This window comes from Ruegeria sp. ABV3_008, assembly GCF_056161185.1.
In genome coordinates, this window is sequence record NZ_JBSWYP010000015.1 from 58792 (window position 1) to 76982 (window position 18191).

Annotated in this window: 19 protein-coding genes; 10 read left to right on the plus strand and 9 right to left on the minus strand. The window is 55.7% G+C overall.

Annotated elements, in window-relative coordinates:
• Positions 1-17 precede the first annotated feature (17 nt).
• From ACXAH8_RS20650 to ACXAH8_RS20685, 8 genes are all read left to right on the plus strand, one after another.
• On the plus strand, positions 18-662 hold the full coding sequence (locus ACXAH8_RS20650) for a VirB8 family type IV secretion system protein (protein ID WP_475220440.1): 645 nt from the start codon (positions 18-20) through the stop codon (positions 660-662).
• On the plus strand, positions 662-1477 hold the full coding sequence (locus tag ACXAH8_RS20655) for a TrbG/VirB9 family P-type conjugative transfer protein (RefSeq protein ID WP_475220441.1): 816 nt from the start codon (positions 662-664) through the stop codon (positions 1475-1477). The genes ACXAH8_RS20650 and ACXAH8_RS20655 overlap by 1 nt, the downstream gene beginning before the upstream one ends.
• Positions 1477-2160 carry a hypothetical protein gene (locus ACXAH8_RS20660; RefSeq protein ID WP_475220442.1) on the plus strand — a complete coding sequence of 228 codons (684 nt, stop codon included), beginning with the start codon at positions 1477-1479 and terminating at the stop codon, positions 2158-2160. The genes ACXAH8_RS20655 and ACXAH8_RS20660 overlap by 1 nt, the downstream gene beginning before the upstream one ends.
• Before the next feature lie 11 nt (positions 2161-2171).
• Complete coding sequence (locus ACXAH8_RS20665) at positions 2172-3005, plus strand: TraB/TrbI/VirB10 family type IV secretion system protein (RefSeq protein ID WP_475220443.1); 834 nt, start codon at positions 2172-2174, stop codon at positions 3003-3005.
• Positions 3005-4018: an ATPase, T2SS/T4P/T4SS family gene (locus ACXAH8_RS20670; protein ID WP_475220444.1), complete on the plus strand. Its 1014-nt coding sequence runs from the start codon at positions 3005-3007 to the stop codon at positions 4016-4018. The genes ACXAH8_RS20665 and ACXAH8_RS20670 overlap by 1 nt, the downstream gene beginning before the upstream one ends.
• A 12-nt stretch (positions 4019-4030) precedes the next feature.
• A complete protein-coding gene (locus tag ACXAH8_RS20675; protein ID WP_152460674.1) occupies positions 4031-4189 on the plus strand; it encodes a DUF4177 domain-containing protein in 159 nt (52 codons plus the stop codon).
• A complete protein-coding gene (locus tag ACXAH8_RS20680; protein ID WP_475220445.1) occupies positions 4182-6074 on the plus strand; it encodes a type IV secretory system conjugative DNA transfer family protein in 1893 nt (630 codons plus the stop codon). The genes ACXAH8_RS20675 and ACXAH8_RS20680 overlap by 8 nt, the downstream gene beginning before the upstream one ends.
• Positions 6075-6154: 80 nt before the next feature.
• Entirely contained in the window at positions 6155-6355 is a 201-nt protein-coding gene (locus tag ACXAH8_RS20685) for a YqaE/Pmp3 family membrane protein (protein WP_475163775.1), read from the plus strand.
• A 259-nt stretch (positions 6356-6614) separates the two neighbouring features.
• Here the strand turns inward: ACXAH8_RS20685 and ACXAH8_RS20690 are convergent, their stop codons facing one another.
• Complete coding sequence (locus ACXAH8_RS20690; RefSeq protein ID WP_370002879.1) at positions 6615-7043, minus strand: MarR family winged helix-turn-helix transcriptional regulator; 429 nt, start codon at positions 7041-7043, stop codon at positions 6615-6617.
• Positions 7044-7115: 72 nt separating this feature from the next.
• On the opposite strand from ACXAH8_RS20690, the gene ACXAH8_RS20695 reads away from it, so the two are divergent.
• Positions 7116-7982 (plus strand): SDR family NAD(P)-dependent oxidoreductase, encoded by an 867-nt coding sequence (locus tag ACXAH8_RS20695; protein WP_475220446.1) that lies wholly within the window; start codon positions 7116-7118, stop codon positions 7980-7982.
• Positions 7983-8039: 57 nt separating this feature from the next.
• A complete protein-coding gene (locus tag ACXAH8_RS20700) occupies positions 8040-9149 on the plus strand; it encodes a glycine cleavage T C-terminal barrel domain-containing protein (RefSeq protein ID WP_475220447.1) in 1110 nt (369 codons plus the stop codon).
• A gap of 185 nt (positions 9150-9334) precedes the next feature.
• Here ACXAH8_RS20700 and ACXAH8_RS20705 read toward each other — a convergent pair whose 3' ends face one another.
• The 8 genes from ACXAH8_RS20705 to ACXAH8_RS20740 all read right to left on the minus strand — a co-directional run.
• The gene (locus tag ACXAH8_RS20705) at positions 9335-10372 is read right to left on the minus strand and encodes a hypothetical protein (RefSeq protein ID WP_475220448.1); all 1038 of its coding nucleotides are present in this window, start codon (positions 10370-10372) and stop codon (positions 9335-9337) included.
• An 87-nt stretch (positions 10373-10459) separates the two neighbouring features.
• Positions 10460-12289 carry a relaxase/mobilization nuclease domain-containing protein gene (locus ACXAH8_RS20710; protein WP_475220449.1) on the minus strand — a complete coding sequence of 610 codons (1830 nt, stop codon included), beginning with the start codon at positions 12287-12289 and terminating at the stop codon, positions 10460-10462.
• Positions 12286-12705, minus strand: coding sequence for a hypothetical protein (locus ACXAH8_RS20715; RefSeq protein ID WP_475220450.1), 420 nt, complete (start codon positions 12703-12705; stop codon positions 12286-12288). The genes ACXAH8_RS20710 and ACXAH8_RS20715 overlap by 4 nt, the downstream gene beginning before the upstream one ends.
• Before the next feature lie 472 nt (positions 12706-13177).
• Complete coding sequence (locus ACXAH8_RS20720) at positions 13178-13378, minus strand: hypothetical protein (protein WP_475220451.1); 201 nt, start codon at positions 13376-13378, stop codon at positions 13178-13180.
• Between the two features lie 632 nt (positions 13379-14010).
• Positions 14011-14613: a class I SAM-dependent DNA methyltransferase gene (locus ACXAH8_RS20725; RefSeq protein ID WP_475220452.1), complete on the minus strand. Its 603-nt coding sequence runs from the start codon at positions 14611-14613 to the stop codon at positions 14011-14013.
• Between the two features lie 246 nt (positions 14614-14859).
• Positions 14860-15396, minus strand: a complete 537-nt coding sequence (locus tag ACXAH8_RS20730; protein WP_475220453.1) for a hypothetical protein — start codon at positions 15394-15396, stop codon at positions 14860-14862.
• Positions 15397-15572: 176 nt separating this feature from the next.
• Complete coding sequence (locus ACXAH8_RS20735) at positions 15573-17438, minus strand: ParB/RepB/Spo0J family partition protein (RefSeq protein WP_475220454.1); 1866 nt, start codon at positions 17436-17438, stop codon at positions 15573-15575.
• A 221-nt stretch (positions 17439-17659) separates the two neighbouring features.
• Positions 17660-18191 (minus strand): DUF3768 domain-containing protein (locus ACXAH8_RS20740; RefSeq protein WP_475220455.1); only part of this gene is annotated, 532 nt, incomplete at its 5' end.

Genomic DNA, 18191 nt, shown 5'->3' on the forward strand with positions numbered 1-18191 from the left:
TCCGAGGTACAGAGCAAATGTCACACGTGACAGATCACGAAAAAGAACTCTTTCTGGGCGCACGCCGTGATGCCTTCAAATGGCAGGTATTCGGCATGGTCGGCATGGCAATGGGCGTGGCCTCTATGATTGGCTGGGCGATGCTCCTTCCCCTGAAGGAAATCCGCGCGGTGCCATTCTCCATCGATCCCGACACAAAGCTGCCGGTGCTGCTGACTGAAAAGGTCGAAGAACTGGAACCATCCGAGGCGATGGCGTTCCGCGAGGTGGCAAACTATGTGCAGGACCGGGAAACCTATGATGTCCAGGACAACAACGAGCGCCTGAAATCGGTGCTGCGACGTTCTGATGAGCTGGCCGAAACGTCCTACCGCGAACTGTGGGACGGCTCGAACGACAACCATCCGGACGAAATCTATACGCCCAAGACAAAGGTGCAGACCGAAATTCTGGGCGTCTCGCCGGTCAACGATGAGACGGTGCAGGTCGAGATCCGCAAGTCCCTGATCGTGCCAAACCAAGCAACGGTCTCAGCCCGCTACGTGGTCACAGTGACCTACGGGTTTGAGGAAAAAATCGTGACGTCGATGGATGAGCTTCTTGAAAATCCATTCGGTTTTGTCGTCACCAACTACCGCGTCGACTCCATGGGAGACATCTGATGCAGCGAACCATTAAGACACTCACAACCGTCACTGCCGCAGTCCTGGCTCTTTCTATGCCTGTTCTGGCGGAAATCACACCGACGCCAGACGGAAAGAACGCGGATCACCGCATCACGCATTTTCATTACGTCGAGAACCAAGTGTACCGCATCCCTGTGGGTGAACGCCTGATTACCTATGTTCACTTTCCGCAGGGTGAAACCGTCCGCAGCATTGGTGCGGGCGACACTGAAAGTTTTCAGATCACCCGCCTGCAGGAAGGTCGCGTTATTGCGTTCAAGCCGGAAATCCTGAACTCGGATTCAAACCTGACCGTCCTGACCAATCGCGGGACATACAACTTCTATCTGGTTCCGGCCGAGAGCGCCGCCGAACGCAAACGTGTCCCATTCCGGGTCACGTTCTACAACAAAAACAACAGCGGCGGGGCCACAACGCGCCGTGGCACAGTTGCTCGGAGCGAGCCGAAGCCAACTGGCCGGTTTGTGAACCAAAACTATTCGCGCTCGGGCAAAGCGGACTTTGCGCCGACGGCCGTTTGGGACGATGGCGTTCACACCTATATGCAGATCCCACAGGATGCGGAGCTACCGGGTATCTTCCGTGTCCTGCCTGATGGACGTGAGCTGATGGTGAATACCACAGTCAAAGAGCGCGGCATTATCCAAGTACAGGGCCTATCCGATCTTTGGACACTGCGCATCGAGGACACTTCGATCTGCGTTCGAAACGATGGCGACGCGTTTCAGCAGGCGAGCGCAACGGGCAGGCCCGTCACTTCACAGACAGTTAAACCGGGGGGCAGCAAGTAATGAACCGTGAACAAACAATTGCGGCACGGGCGGCGGCGGAACAGCCGCCCCTGCGTTCCCGGAAAAGGCTTGAACCCAAGAAGCTCATGGGCGTTGCCCTCGCGGGTGCCGTGTTCGTTGGTTTCGCGTGGTTTGTGCTGGGCGATGACGCCAAGAACAGCCGCGCAGGTGTCCGCGTCGATGCCCTGCAGCAAAGCGGTGGCGAACGCTATGGCCTGCTTACGGCACGGGGGCCGGACGTAGACGAACCCGAACCAGACGCGTTGCCGGAGGAAATCGCCGTCGCAACGCCCGCCTCAGCTCCACAGCCGGTTGAATTCATCGGGTTTGATAAAGCCATGAAAACTATCGAACAGCTCAACGATCGTATTGCGGGGCTGCAAGGTGAACTGACAGACGTAAAAGTTTCGCTTTCTGAGAAGGACAGTGAAATCGCTTCGCTCACTCTGGCCAATGAACGCCTTCAGGTCAGGTACGACGAGCGCGAGAAAAAGTTTCAGACAGAGCTTGCCCAGGCCGTTGCTGATGCTGAGGCACGGGCACTTGCCAGCATGAGCCACTTGCAGACTACGGGTCTGACCGATGATGAGCGGCGCAGGCTTGAAGAACTCAAGCGGATGCGCGAACGCCAAAACCAGTCAGACGGCATCGTGTTTGATGAAAACCCATACGGCAGAAACTGATGGAGCTGACGATGAACAGAACAGCACTTACCCTCGTCCTGGTCACGTTGGCCTCAAGCGCGATTGCGCAGGATGGCTCCGGCCAAAACTACGAGCCGATTAACAGCGGATCGCAGCCGGTGATTTTCCAGCCCTTCCCCCCTGCCCCGCAGCCGGTCCTGGTGCAACCGGATGACACCCGCTTGCCTGAAGAACAGCGCGGCTATCTGGAAAACCCGAATACGACATGGCAAAACAACCTGGTCGAAGAATACCCGCCCATCGTCGGGGCCTCGATCATTGACGATCCGTCGCGCACCCTGACGCAAGGCACGGTGTTGTCAGCGGTATTCGGCGGTGCGGTCAGCTCGGAATTGCCCGGTAGCGTGGTGGCAACGATTACACGTGGCGTTTACTCGATGGACGGCACGCGTTTGCTGCTGCCGCGCGGATCGAAGCTCTATGGCGAATATCGGGCGGATACGACGCTGGCGCAAACGCGCATCATGATTGTTTGGAGCCGTGTCATCACACCTGATGGGTTGTCCGCTCAGATCGGATCGACTGGTACGGACGGTCAAGGCCGGACTGGTGCAACCGGTAGGGTGAACACACACTTTGGGAAGCGGTTCGGCACCGCTGCGCTGTTGTCCATCATCGGCATTGCGCCAGTGGCGCTGGTGTCTGACAGTGACAGCAACAACTCGGTTCGGACGGATCTGGCAACGCAAGTGGGGTCTAACCTGCAGAACGCGACGGCGGCGGCGCTTGATGAATACCTGCGCATTACGCCGACAATCTTTGTCGATCAGGGCAGCCGCATCAACGCAATCCTGCAGCGCGACGTTGTGTTCGATAGCTTCTAATGAGCAGGCGAAACGGCAATGGCCTTCTGGAATATTATACAGCCAAGATCGAACATCTGTTGCACGATGAAAGCCTGAGTGAGATTTCTGTGAACCCTGACGGATCTGTCTGGGTCGAAGAAATGGGCACAACCCGCATGATCAGGACAGACATCACTCTGACCAAGGATGATGTTGGCAATATTGGGCGCTGCGTTGCCGGTTTCAGCGACGTCACATTCGGAGAAAAGAAGCCGATTGCGACGGCCAACGTGCCGACACAGCAGGGCAAAGCGCGGGTGCAGGTCGTTATACCGCCAGCAACAACTGGCGTGGGGTCCGTGGCGATCCGCCTGCTCCGCGTGAAAACCGTCGATCTGGGCGCGTTCAGCTTTGCCAGCAAAGAGGCGGCGTTGGCAGAAAACAACGATCACAGCGCGCTTGAAAACGCCCGTGCTGCCCTCGCAGCGGGCACGATGAGCTTTGACGAGCTGGCGGACCTCTCGATGCAAAGTAAGTGGAACGTGATTATTGCCGGGGGCACCTCGTCTGGCAAAACCACTGTTCTCAATGCAATGCTGAAGCGCGTCGATCCTGGCGAACGGATCGTGACGATTGAAGAAGTGGCCGAGCTGGACATCGAGCAACCCAATTCTGTCGATCTGCTTGCTGACCGTTCAGAAGAAGATGGCCCTCGATCACCAACAAAGCTGCTGGAATCGGCGCTGAGGTTACGGCCTGACCGCCTCGTCTGCGGTGAAATTCGGGGCGACGACGCAAATATGTTCCTGGAACTGGTGAACACCGGCCACGATGGTTCTGTCTGTACCATGCACGCCAACTCGCCCGTTGATGCCATTGGACGTATGAGCAAGATGGTGCGTCGCGGATCTCCGACCGTTCAAAAGTCAGAAGTGGTCGATGACATCCGGGCCACCATTCACATGATCGTTCACATGAAGAAAATCGGGGACGAACGGAAGGTCAACGGAGTGATCTTCCCACCCCTGATGGCCGCTGATCAACTTATCTGAAGGAGAAATAGAATGAAAAAATTTGAGTATCGTAATGTCTTGATGCGGGTAGAGGAAAATGCAGGCGAGAAGTTTGCGAAGCTCGGGCAAGACGGTTGGGAAATGGTCGGCGTCGTACCTGCCGAGTTTGGCATCGTGTGCTTCTTCAAACGCGAGCTGACCGATGGCTGAATTTCAGGATCTACCCAAAAGCAAGAAGGTAGCGATAGCCGGTACAATGGGCTTTATCGCTACCTCGGCTTGCGCGGTGTTGGTGGTCGGGCTGGCTCTCGAATACATAAACACCAGAGGCTTTCGCGGGCTGGACATCTGGGCGATCCCAGAGAAGTTCATGGCACAGCCTGCAGAGACGCAGCAGATCATGGGTCTGGTGGCGGTGGTCGCAGTGGGTGTTTTGACCTTTGCATTTGTGGCGGCTGCGCTGCGTGGTCCCTCAACGAAATACGGTGATGCGACCTTTGCAAAGGCCCCTCAGCTCGTCCAGGAGGGCTATGCTTCGGTGCTGAAGCTCAAAGACCAATTGGATAGTGAAATCGTGTTTGCCAAATTTGGTGAGCCAAAGGACAAAAACGCAATCTACTATAAGCCCGGTCCCGGCGTTCAAAAGCCACACGCGATGTTCATTGCCCCGTCTGGTTCGGGTAAAACCAGCGGCTTTGTGATCCCGAATGTCCTGCGTTTCAACGGGTCTTGCGTCGTCCTGGACATCAAGGGTGAGATTTTCCAGACAACCGGCGCGCGTCGGGCAGCAATGGGCGACGAGGTTTTCGTGTTCGATCCCGAGAACCCCGACAAAAGCCACAGCTACAACCCTCTGCGCCGCGCAGCACGTGCCGACAATCTGGACCGGCGATGGGAAGAAGTGATTCAGGTTGCAACCCAGATGTTCGACACGCCCAGCTCGTCCGCCCAGGGCTTTATGGGTGGTGTTGAAGGCATGTTCTGCGCAATGGCGATGTTGGCGATCAAAAGAAAGCGGCCATACGTTTCCGAGATCCTGCGCCTGGTCAAAACGACCAAGCAAAAGGACTATGAGAAAATGGCTGAGGAAGTTGGATATGCGCGAGCTGCAGATGAGTTCCTGAATCTTGCAGCCGAAGAATCCAAAATCTTGCGATCTACGATTTCGGTTATGTTGAACTCCGGCCTTCAGCTCTGGCGCAACCCGTCGGTGGCAAGAGCTACGCAGGGCAATGACATCAACTTTGAAGATCTGCGTCGACGCCCCACCTCGATCTATTTTTCTGTGCCAGGAAAAAAGGTCAAAGAGTTCCGGACGCTCATTCGCCTGTTTTTCCTCGATCTGGTGAACACTATCGAAACCGTTGAGCCGGGCGAAGATGAGCCGTTCAAAGTGCTGATGTTGCTCGATGAGTTTCAGCGCCTCGGCCACCTGGAGCGTGTTGTTGAGGCCTATGACACCATGCGATCCTTCGGCGGTCGGCTGGTGGTGATTTCGCAAACACTGTCGCGCCTGCAGGACATTTATGGGCATGAAGGTGTGCGGGCAATGTTGGCAAACGCCGGGACGCAGATGTTTGCGGCGTCCGAAGATTCAGAGGTCCGCGAACACGTGTCCAGATCCATCGGTGACAAAACAGTAATGAGCAAATCGAAGTCGCGGGCGCTCGGCAAAATGGAAATGGGCAGCATATCGGAACGCGAGGAAGGCATTCGCCTGCTCCGGCCCGAACGCGTTGGCCGATTGCCTGAAAATGAGGTTGTTCTGATCCGCGAAGGCAAGATGCCGGTGATTGCAAACAAGATCCGATACTTCGAAGATCCGTATTTCATGCAGTTCTTGGGTGGCGATAGTCCGAAGATCAGAGGCACACACCTCGATCTGGCTGCAGAGCAAGCCAGGGACACGGCAAAGGCGCTGGCTGACGCGAAACCGGCCCCTGCCCCGGTGAAAGAGGTTTCGGAAAAAGATCAGGAACTTCAGGCGGCATTTGATGCGCAGCGCACGGTCGCAAAGCGCAAAAGCCGGTCAGCGAAAGATATGGCGATGGAGAAAATGAGAGCCAAACGGCCAGAAAGCAGTGCCTCCGCTTGACGGGGGTGCTGTTTCAGTAAATCTGCGTTTAACCATGTTCGTGAGAACATAACGGTCTAACTATCAGAAGGTCATTTCAGATGAGATTGATACTCGCGATTTTGCTTCCGTTTGTGGTGTTCTTTACGATCAGACGCCCATTTCAGGGCTTTTTCTGTCTGCTCCTTCAATTGACGCTCATTGGCTGGATTCCGGCTGCGATTTGGGCTGTGTATTCACTGAGCCAGTACAACACGGACAAGAAGATCAAGGCAGCCGCGAATAGGTTGGGCGATCAATGATCTGAGTTGCCGAAAACCCGGAATGGTTTGAAGAAATAGAAAACCGCAAGATCAGCCCTGCCGTCGGCTAAATCAAATAGGGCCACCCCGAGGCGGGGGTCTACTCCGGTAGGGTGCAGGATCATACGTTCGTGCAAGCAGCCGTTCGCGGATCACGCGGCGAAGGTGCCGAGAGAGCCCAAAGCGACAGATGCTGCGTTGCATTCAAATGACCGCTGTTTGAGGCGGACTCCAAACGCTAAACTCAAAGTCAGTTTTGTCACGCCTCACGATTTGACATCATTATGTCGGTAAGCTGCGCGAGTGCCTTTCCCATCAACTCCTGCTGCTTCGGCTCCAGATTGGCTACGAGCGCTTCAAGGTGCTTTCTTTGAACTTTGACAGCTTCGCGAAACCTCGCCTCCCCTTTGTCAGTCAGCGCCACAAGTTTTGACCGACGGTCCGTCGGATGCGATTCGCGTTTCGCCAAACCTTCATCCTCGAGCCCATCTACCAGCGTCGTGATGTTGCGCTTGGTCACCGAAAGCCGTTCGGCCAAATCCACCATTGAGCAGGGCTGATCCTGGTCCAATGCCTGTAGCAGTTGAAACCTTGCAGGTGATAGATCGACTTTTGAAGTTCCCTCTCGAAGGTATTTCAGAAAGGGGGGCACGAACGCACAAATCGCGTCAGCTGGTGAAACCGTCACTTGAAATCCTCATATAGTTTACATATACACGATATATAATTATATCTTGTATGCTTCTATTAGAGGTAACTGATGACAGAGGTAGATGCAAATTGGACCGTGATCACTGGGTCGACAGGTGGGATCGGCAGCGAAATCGCGAAGATTCACGCTGCTCGTGGGAACAGTCTGATTTTGATTAACCGATCTCAAACCAGGTCAGAAGCTCAGCGTTCCGAGCTTCTCTCTGCGTATCCCGATCTGAACGTCGAACTGATCATTGCGGACTTGATGAATACGGATGAGGTCACAACGGCAATCCATAAGATCAACGCACTGCCGGGGCGGGTCGACGCGCTTTACAACAATTCAGGCGTTCTAACCTCGGAAAAGGTTCTCAGTGCGCAAGGCTATGAAGCGCAATTCGCAGTCAATGTGCTTGCGCCATATCAGCTGACGCTTGGACTAAAAGACAAGATGGCTCGGCAATCTGGTGAAAGTGCTGGCATGGTCGTGCTGTTCTCGTCCAGTGCCATCAATTCACAGAAGACCTTGAATCTAAACGAGCTGGCCAATCCCGGAACAGTCGGCGGACTTATGAGTACCTATGCTCAAACCAAATTGGCTGTGACGGCACTGGCGCCGGCTTTGTCGGACGGTCTGAGTGCAAACAACATTCTGATACGTGCTGTCGATCCCGGAGCAACCAAGACAGCAATGACCACGACAGGAAACTCTGGCATGCCTAAACTGCTGCAATGGCTTGCACCATTGTTGTTTCGACCAGCGGACAAGCAGGCAGCGAAGGTTGTTGACGCTGCCGATCCTGCAGCATTTGGCGGGCGAACGGGACTGTACGTTGCCAATCGAAAGGAAAAGAGGCTTCCTAAGCCCGCTGCCGACCCAGCCAATCAAAAACAGCTGATTGAAATGCTTGGTGCGGCTCTGAAGACGAGTTGAACGCGTGAAATTCGATGTCGTCGTAGTGGTGCACCAGGAACAAAACAGGATGTAGAGATGGCAGAGATTGTTTCAGCAGGTCGCCTGCGCAAATCACCCTTCTACCAGTCAACGATTGATGACGGTGCTGAGTCCCTCCTGACTTATAACCGCATGTTGATCCCAAGGGGCTACGGGGACCGAAAAGCCGAATATTGGCGGCTGATCAATGGCGTCTCGATGTGGGATGTGGCTGTGCAACGGCAAGTTCAACTGAAAGGCCCGGATGCTGCAAAGCTCGCACAGATCCTATGCGTGCGGGACCTGTCAAGCCAGGCGATTGGTCAAGGCAAATATGCCCCAATCTGCGACCATCGCGGTGTGCTGATCAATGATCCTATTGCGCTGAAAGTTGGTGAAGACTGTTATTGGTTGTCGATTGGAAATTCGGACATTTGGTTTTGGGCGCGTTGTGTCGCTGGTGAACGTGGACTAGATGTAGAGGTCACCGAGCCGGATGTTTCGCCCTTGGCCGTGCAAGGTCCGAAAGCCGAAGATCTGGTGGCGTCACTATTTGGCGACTGGGTTCGAGATCTAAGGTATTTCTGGTTCAAGGACGCTGAACTTCAAGGAATCCCACTGAAGGTCGTCAGGGCCGGATGGTCTAAGCAAGGTGGGTTTGAATTGTTCCTATTGGATCGCACTAAGGGTGACCGTCTCTGGCAGCTCGTGAAAGAAGCCGGCCAACCCTTTGACATCGGTCCAGGCTATCCAAACCCATCTGAGCGAACCGAAAGTGGCTTGTTGAATTGGGGTGTTGATACAGACGATGCCACCAACCCATTTGAAGTTCGATTGGAGCGGTTTGTCGATCTGGATGTCGATGACGACGTGATCGGCGTCCGAGCATTGAGGCGGATTAAGGCCGAAGGGGTAAAGCGACATCAACTCGGCATAGTATTGGATGGGCCGGAAGAGCATGAAAACCAAGGGATCTGGCTGCCAATCGAAAAGAACGGAGTCAAGATCGGTCACCTAACCCACAAGGCTTGGTCTTACAGATTAAATAAAATGATTGGGTACGCGCTTGTTTCGATAGATGCTAAAGCAGGCGATCCTGTAACGGTTCTTGACCATGGCCGATCTGCCAACGGCGAACTGACTACATTGCCGTTTCACTTTAGATAAACTCGTAAAGCCGACATTGGTAAGCCGGCATCGAATTCCTGCTTTGTCCGCGTCTCACCAGTTCAAGCAAGGTGCCGCGAAGGGTCGGTTTTCAACACATCCTGCTCGGAAACTTCAATACCGCCCTGTTTTGCACCAAGCCTGAATCTGGTCCAGCTGTATCAAAAGTACCTTCTGCGTAGTCCCTACAAGCTGTGCCGCTCATCTTCATGGATGTGGGTGGCCTGTTCGCGGGTATGGGCAATCTCTTGCAACACGGCGGCAATCTTGCTGGATGCAACCTGGTGCAGCTCACCAACAACCGCCTCGGCGCGCGCGTAGCTGTCCGGAACGCCTAGGCTGTTGAAGTGGACAGCAGCGGTGGAAATGTCCGTGTCTTGCCAAGTCGCCGCTGTGCCAACCGAAACGCTGTCATGATCGTTGTAGCGGGCCAGGAACTTGTTTCCATCGAGTCCGAAGCTGTTGGCGGTTGCAACAATGTCGTCACGCACTGCCAGCCATTTTTCGGCCTCGGACGGGTCCAGGTTGTCCAGCTCGGCCGCATTCATGGATGTGGTGTAACTGTCATCAGCAACTGTGTACGCCTGCAGGTCGGTGTCGTATGGGCGTAGCTCGGCAACATCGCCCTTCAGCTCTCCGATCTGGACATTCATCGCAGCCCGCAAATGCGGATCTTCAACCTCTCGGGCAAGAGCCTCCATATTCTCGATGGAGTTCACGATGTCCTTGGTCTGTTGTTCGTAGGTCTCGAAACCGACCTGCCCCAGAGCGGATTGCATATACTGAACATAGCGATCAGCGGGCGACTGGTAGTCGTCGGACTCCTGAAATCCTTTGTCGCCGGACAGATCCGCAAGGGACGAATAGTAGGGGTGATACAGGTCGTATTCCTGAGCATCGCTCATGTGCTGAGAAACCAAAGCCTGCATATCGTTCAGATCAACCGGCAGCCCTGACCGCTCCGCAGCCTCCAATTCGATTTTCAGTTCTTCGACCAGATCCTGTTGCGCCGTATGTTCGTCAACACGGCGGTTGGCCTGGTCCTCGATATCAGCCAGTCGGCCACCGATGGCGGCATTGTCATACCCCATACGCCGATGCTCTTTCTTGATGATGTCGATCTGCTCAGAAACGCGATCCTCGCGCGGGGCAGATTGATCAAACTTGGCATAGGGTGCGAAGTGTTCGACTTCGTTCAAAAGATAGTCTGTACGGGAAACCATAGATTTTCCTTTGTGAGTTGATGGATAACTCTGTGATAGGTCTGCCTGTGGCGTTGGCGCGCGCATCAAGCAGACCGGGTGACGTCCTTATAGGTTGTGTCCGTCATCGTCGCCGCGCCCTTGCAGGAGCGGGTGCGTTGTGTGGGCGTGTACCTCTGAGAGTTCTTCGGAGATTGCGATGATCCTGGACGACGCAAGCTGGTGCAGCTCGTCAACAACGGCCTCAGCGCGGTGGTGGCTGTCCGACAACCCTTGCGCCTGGAAGTGGGCCGCTGCGGTCGAAATATCCTCGCTGCGCCACCCCATTGTTGTGCCCAAAGTGACGTTGTGATGGTCGCCAAAGCGGGCAACAAACGCCTCGCCATCGAGACCGTAGCTGCTGGCCGTGTCGGTGACTTCCTTGCGGATCGCCGCCCACTTGTCGGCCTCAGGATAATCCAGGACATCCATTTCGGCAGTATCCATCATTGTTGAATAAAGCCGGTCTTCGATGATGAAGGCTTGAAGGTCCGGATCGTTGGTGCGCAGATCCGCAACCTCGCCTTTCAACTCGCCAATCTGAATATCCATAGCGACACGCAGATGAGGGTCGTCAACTTCACGAGCCAGCCCTTCCATCTTGTCGATGGATTGTAGCAGTTCTTTGGTCTGAGTCTGGAAGTCCTCATAGGCCCCTTCGCCCAAGATATCCTGCATATAGACCTCGTAGCGGCGTGCTGCCGGGGCATAATCTGCGGACGCTTGGAACGCCTTGTCATCGACAATATCAGCAAGGGCAGACAGATATGGATGGCTCTGTTCGTTGTCCCGAACGTCGCTGATATGGGCAACAACCTGAGCCTTCAGCTCGGGCGCGATGGTTATCTCAGAACTACCTGTTTCGATGTGTCGCCGCAGGTTGCTCATAACCTCGGGCGACACGTAAGACGGGTCTCCCGGCGCGCCGTAATCATCAAAATGATGGGCTTGATCCAGCAGATGTTCCATGCGCGAAACCACTGGTTCGTCTCCTTCCACGAGTTGGATGGCAAACTCTTCGATCCGGTCTTTGACAGCGTTGGCGCGCTCATCAAACAGATCCGACATTCTTGCGATGGAGAGAGTCATCACATCACCGGCCATGTCGCGGGCCTTAACTTCAACCTCCGGAGTGCCTTCAACAAGTGACATTCCGGCCTGAACCTTCCACGTGTCGGTCTCCACTTCCTGCCGCAAACCGCGCTCAAGGCGGGTCGTCGCGGTCAGCTCAATGCCGTATTCTTCGGCAACATCGACCTGGATAGAGCGCTGAACGTCGATGTTCATGTCGCTGCTCATGCCCATAGCCAGCCACTGACAATGCTCGACGCCTCGGTTGTTCACAACGATGTGGACATGGGGGTTATCGGTGTCGTTGTGGAACACGGTCAGGTAGTCCCAGGTATCGCCAAAATCTCCGCTTCCAAATAGACGATCTGCGAAGTCCAAACCGGCCTCATGCGCGGCGTCCGGATAGGTACCTTCGGGAAAAGAAACGATCATGTGACGGGTATAACCGTAGTTGGTTTTCCCGTTGAAATCCTCGGCCCAGGTCTCGATCAAATCACTGACCTGATCCGCATCGAGCGGGGTCACGCCATTGTCCCGGATGTCCAATACGCCCTCGGCCCGGACGGTCAGATAGTTGATCTGGCGGCGCAGCTCATGGGCGTTTTTGACCCCACCTTTGCGGACGTGTTTCACAACCGCCTCGGGTTTTCCAACCACGGCACCAAGCCGCGCCTTGATGGACGATGCCCGGGAGATCATGAACTTCATACGCTTGGCAGTCTGCAGCTGCTGGCTGATCTGCTTGGACCGATCGACACCCTTCTGCGCTTCCCTGAAGGCAAGCTCCAGGAAATCCCCTGCTGTCAGATTGCGGGCTGCGGCGTTCATTCTTCAGGTGTCCAATCGTCGTCGCGCAAGATCCGGCGAATTGCGGAGTCAGGCTCTCGATTACGACGGGCCGCGGTGATCAGCGCCCTCAGATCTTGCCGGTGCTGGATGATCGCGCGATGGAGATTTTCGACATCACGCCGATCATCATCCGTCCAGATGACCGTGCCGCGCTTGGCCGATTTCGCCAGTTGATTGAGGTTGGTGTATCCGCCCTGAACCTGCCGCAAGTGCGTCTGCCAAAGATCCACAAGGGCCGGGTCAGGATCGAGAGACCCGATCAGACGATAGATCAGTCGTTGGATGATCTGGTTGCGGCTCTTGGCCCCAAGCGCGGCTACAGCCTCCTCCAAACGCACCAACGCATCTGATGGCAATCGAACAGAGAAGACAGTGGTGTCGGCGGGTTTGCTCAATATATACCTCAGGTTGTATTTATGATTTGTAACACAACTACCTTATCCTGTCATACACTCCAAGAGGAAACCGGGGGTGATTTTAGAAATCTGTATTTTCTCAAATCGCCGCCGGAACAGTTTTGCTCTTGGAGGCAATCTCCACGCCGGGAAAAGGGTCCCGCCCCTTTTCCAGCCAGCAGGCGTGGGTGCCGGTGGACCGGCGCAGGGCAATCACGCAAAGCGGGAGCTGCCCGAACAGCGCCCGTCACATACCGGCACGTTCAAGGTCAGTATGGCATTTTCCGTGCGCCTCAGCGCGCTCAATTTCCCGCCGCCTGCGCGGCGGGTGTGGCAGGGTTGTCTGCTGCCGCATTGGGGCAGGTCATCATCCCTGCCCGATCTTAGGACCGCGCGCCACCCGTGGCGCATATGTGGTCCGGCCTGCGGCCGGAGCAGAAGAAAGGGCGGCTTGCGCCGCCCTGCCCTCTCGTCATTCGGTGACGGGATCGTCATCGGTGCGTTTCGGGAAGGCCACCATCTCGACGCCGGGGAACATGCTGTGCTTGACCTGGATCGAGGTGATGTTGCCACCCTCATCGGTATTGACGAAGAGCACTCCGCATCGGTCCCAGAATGTCTTGCCTTCTTTTTCACCGGTCTTGACGTTCAGTTTCAGAGTTTGAGTTGCCATTGTTTGATCCTCGCTATGACGTGTTTCGATGAACATGGGAAAAGCGGGCATCAAGGGGATGTCAGCAGGGAATTTGTCCCGCGCGGAATGCGCCGCAGGCGCAGGGGAAATTCCTTGTTGAAGCGCGGTGCCCGGTCGGGCACCGCGCGTCTTCCCCGACTGCCCGCTTATGTTCATCACCTCAGAAACACGGGCAGCTGAGGATCAAACAATGGCAACGGGATTGAAACTGTCAGGCCAAGTGAACAGGCAAGGCATTCTGGGATCGATGCACGCGAGGCATCTGAACGAAGCGATCAGACAAGTGACGGCAAAAACACCTCGGTCCATCACAGGCGCAATGCGCAATTCGGAGTGCGAGTGGCCTTTCCGGATCGGAATGACCTCCATGGCAAAGAAGGGAGGATCACCGGAGGCAAAAGTTGCGCTTTCCAACAGGCGGAGGCCAAAAACCGGACGGTCCGGCCCTGGACCGCGCTTGCGCGGATCAGGTGATCAGCCGGACTCAATTTGGCGAGGTGGAATCTGACCAAATAACCGCCGCTAAATCTCTAAGTTGAACTTTGCTGCCCGAGCCAAACCAAAGGTCAGGTAATCGGGCGCAATGGTTGTTCACTCATCCAAACACAAGATCAGTCTGTATTTCGAACCCCCGCTCCAATCAGAACAGGCATGACTTGCTCATCAGATTTGAACTCGAATATCCGTTCGACGCGAAGTGAACCAAGCCTTGCCGCCTCCAACGCGGCCTTCATTTGATTCAGCGTCAATCCGAAACCGCCATCATCTGACGCTTGCCAATCCCACTGAACGAAATGCCCGCCTTTGTTGAGCAAACCCGCCAGCACTGCCACAGCGCTACTGTAATCTTGAAGAAAGGCGCAAACGGATGAAGCGCAGATCAAATCGAAACCTGAAAACCCGTTCTCGAACCGCGGAACATCTCCAGCCAGAATATCTCCATGAGCTGCTCTAACATTGTGCAGCTGCTTTTCGTGCAGGACCGCAATCATATTCTCCGAAGTATCAACCGCGACAACTTCCTCCACATGCGGTGCAATCTTCTCCGTCAGCAATCCGGTGCCACATCCAAAGTCGAGCACGCGTTTTGATCGCCAATCCCTCCCACGAAGACTCAAGTGGTCGTCGAGCGAGGCAAAAGCGCGACGCGCATAGCGTCTGACGTCGCTATTGTCGTCCCAACCATCGGCATAGTCGTTCCAGTCATCAGTCATGTTGCTTGCGTTTCCTTGTGGGTTTGCATCGACCCCAACACATCTGCGCTGACGCAGACGCATCGATACGAACGCGCGACATTGGCTAGGTTGGCGACAACAGTCAACATGGGTTTGGAACGGCATATGGAGGGAATAGAGGCGACCTCGGCACGCCTCTGCCGACGATGTTGCACACAAGAAGGAGGCCCACCGAAGCAGGCCACAAGTTTAACCGAAGGAAAATCTGGAGGTATTGATCTCAGGCTAACGCTTGCGCGCGCGATCGACAACACCGTCAACTGTGATCGTGGCAATGCGATCCTCGGTGCGGCGGGTCATTTCCACCCCGTCTCCCGTCATATGCGCCTCGGCAAACTCGGTGAACTTGAAGATGCTGCCATCGGCTTCAACATGGGTTTCATCTTCGGCCGAGCGGCGTTTCACTGAGCCGTCATGGCGGATTTCGATGATCGTGTTGTCGGCCATCCGGACCGTCACGGAATGCTCGTCCACGGCCACACCCTGCCACCACAAGTCCGCATCGCGGCGCACAACAATGCGGTTTGGATGCAGCTTGATCTGCACGTCCTGTGCGGCGTCCGGATCAGCGGCTTTGACAACAACAATCGCCTCTTGCGCACTGGGATCACCATGGATCGACGCGCTCCCGTTTTTTGGCGGCCAGAGCTTCGGCTGCGTGCGCGGCTTGCCCTTCTGATCCGTATGAAACCCGACAAACATCTGCGCGGATTTCCAAACGCGGCGGGCCGCTTTCTCAAGCTTGTTCGATGAGGTGTCCATGGGTCTTACCAAATCCGTTCTGATCAAGTGATCGCGTTAAAAATGAGCCGGGTGGCCGACCTCTGATAGCTATGCTCGACGGGGTGTTCGCGCAATGCCACTTTGAGTTTTCATCACTGAGGCTGACACAGCCAGAGATTGATAGGCAGGGCGCTATGCGCCCTGCCCCGTTAGGTTCAAAAGCAATCCGGCATCCAAGCATCGATCCGGGTTTTCTGCGCCTCGGTCACGCCCAATGCGGTCTGATGTTCTGGATCATTGAAAAGCTTGTGCAGCGCCTCGTTCTTCGCACCTTTTTTGGATTTCGCGAAAGCCTTGAAATTGTCGGTATCACTGTGCAAATCCAGCAGGTCTTTGTAGAGATCATCCAGCTGCCAGCCTTTCAGACGCTTGAAACAATTCTCAGCAGACGGGGTCCAGATCGCGCGCATGTCCGCGCCGATCTCAGCCTCGATCTCGGCCATGAACTCCGGGCGTTGGGTCAGAAACCGCCGGGCCAGAAAACCTGTGATCTCACCGTTGCGGGTCTTCTTGCCCAGATCGCGAAACGCTTTGAACGCCTCCACGCTGCCTTGTGCGGCCATCTCGTGGAACTGGTCATAGGCTGCCTCTGCCGCCGCATCCCGCTCCCCGCCAAGGCGGGGGTCGAGGATGAACTGGTCATCGACCTCGGGCGTGTTCCGTTCAGCGCCACCATAGCCAAACCCAAACAGGTTGCAGGTCAGACCGGAGGCCGGGGTGGCATAGAAGGCAAACAGGCTCAACACATAGTCAGGCTTGTCCAGCAGGGCCGTCTGGACCGCCGCCAGCCGGATCGCCACCATGTCGTCGATGAACTTCTGCGAATAGACCGGTTTTGGTGCCTCTCTGACTTCTGTCTCTTTGACTGGGGCCAGAACACCGGCCTCAATGGCGGCCTGCTCATGTTCAGACGCGACATAGGCCGATGATGTTTTGATGTCGCCATTGTTGGTGACATAGACAAACACGCCGGACAGCTTGCGTTGATTGTCAGAATAGAACGGCGCGGCATAGTCCTCGAGCGCGGCCAACTCCTTTTCACCCTCCGCGTCCAGAGCCTCCCCCTCATAGAGTTCGGCCAGTTCGTCATACCGTTCGGCCTGTTCTTCGGTGAAGTCCCGACTCTCCATATCCAGACGGTGCATGCCTTCACTTCCCGAGAACCCATAGGGAATGTAGCTTTCCTCATGGATATCCACCCAGTCCCAGCCTTCCGCTTCGCGTAGCTTCGCCGCTTCCGCCGCCAGTTTCTCAGCAAACAGACGATCCAGTATCTCGCCGTCATTGAACAGGGTTTCATCGGCAAAGAGATCAGCGGTGACCGTGCCGCCCGCGTCAACATATGCCTCCTGCCCGACAAAAACGGCCTTGCGATTGGTGCTGCTGACGGCCTCGGACGTCAGGGCCTGTTTCACATCATGTTCGCTGAACCACCGGCACTCCTTGGCCTGTTCCAGCACCTCCAGGATTTTCTCTTCCTCAGTACTGACTGTCATGGCCTTGGCCAGCCCCATGCTGATCTCTCCAGATTTGAGCGCATCCAGAACAGCATCAGGCAGACCGGCCAGCGCGAGGCGGCGGCGCACATGCGCTTCGGTCACGCCAAACGCATTGCTGATCTTGGCAACAGACAGAGATTTCTCGGCCATCTTGCCATAAGCGCGGACCTCGTCCACCGGGTCCAGTTCTTCGCGGGCGGTGTTTTCCGCATTGGCCCATTGCTCGGCCACAAAGGGATTGTCCGTGACCTTGACCGGCACGTGAGAGAGATCAGCACGCTCGGTCACGGCGATGTTCAAGGCGCGCAAGCGGCGACCACCGGCAACGATGGCGACTTTGCCATCCGCATCGCGCAACCCGCTGAGGTTCTGGATCAGACCGCACATGACCAGACTGTCGGCCAAGAGGGCAATGCCGTCCTCGGCAACGTCCTGTCGCGGGTTCAAATCCGACAGGTAGAGATCGGACAGGAATACGGTTTCGATGGTTTCCGGTGCGGTGAATGTTTCAAGTTTGCTCATGGGGCAAATCCTTGTTTGAGTGTTTCGCTTCGTGGTAAGGGTGCCCTACCCCTTCCGGGGTAGAGCGGGGCCGCTTAGACGGTTGCGTGTTGTTTCAAGAAGGCGAGGCCGATCTTGGCGGAGAGACCTCCCTTCTTGACCAGCTCAACGGCTTCACGCCGTCGTTGCTGCAAGGTTTCCTGACTTATTTTCATCACCCCCTTTCCGATCTGCGGTGGAAATCAGTATTCGCTGGGGCACATGATGGTCAGGACGCGGCGCGTCACTGACGTGTCAAACGGGCGGTCGGACCCGTATGTGTAGTCCATGTCATACAGATCGATTTTCCAGAACAGCTTCTGGCCGCTGACAGTCACCGTTCCGAAAGTGTGATCGCCATAGGGGTCATTGCCCTCTTCAAACTGGTCATCCGACGCCACCGCCGCCAAAGCTGCAGTCTGGAACTCCACTCCTTCGCCGGACACGCCGGGCGTGACAAAAACCTGACCCTGAATGCCCTTGGAGTGCATCTCGATTGCTGCGTTCGGATCGATCAGGGCTTTCCGAAACAGGTCATTCTGGGCTGCAATCTCTGACGCCTTCAGGCTGGTGTCAGTCTCGATGTCTTTTTCCGTTTCAATGTCCAAAACCGTCTCTCCTTTATGATGCTCCTTCGGGGTTGGTCCCCTTTGGTGCTGGTTTTGAGCCGAGCCCTGAAAGGGCGTCGTCTCTAAAACCTGCCACGTGGCGAACGCGGAGAGGGGCGAGACAGGA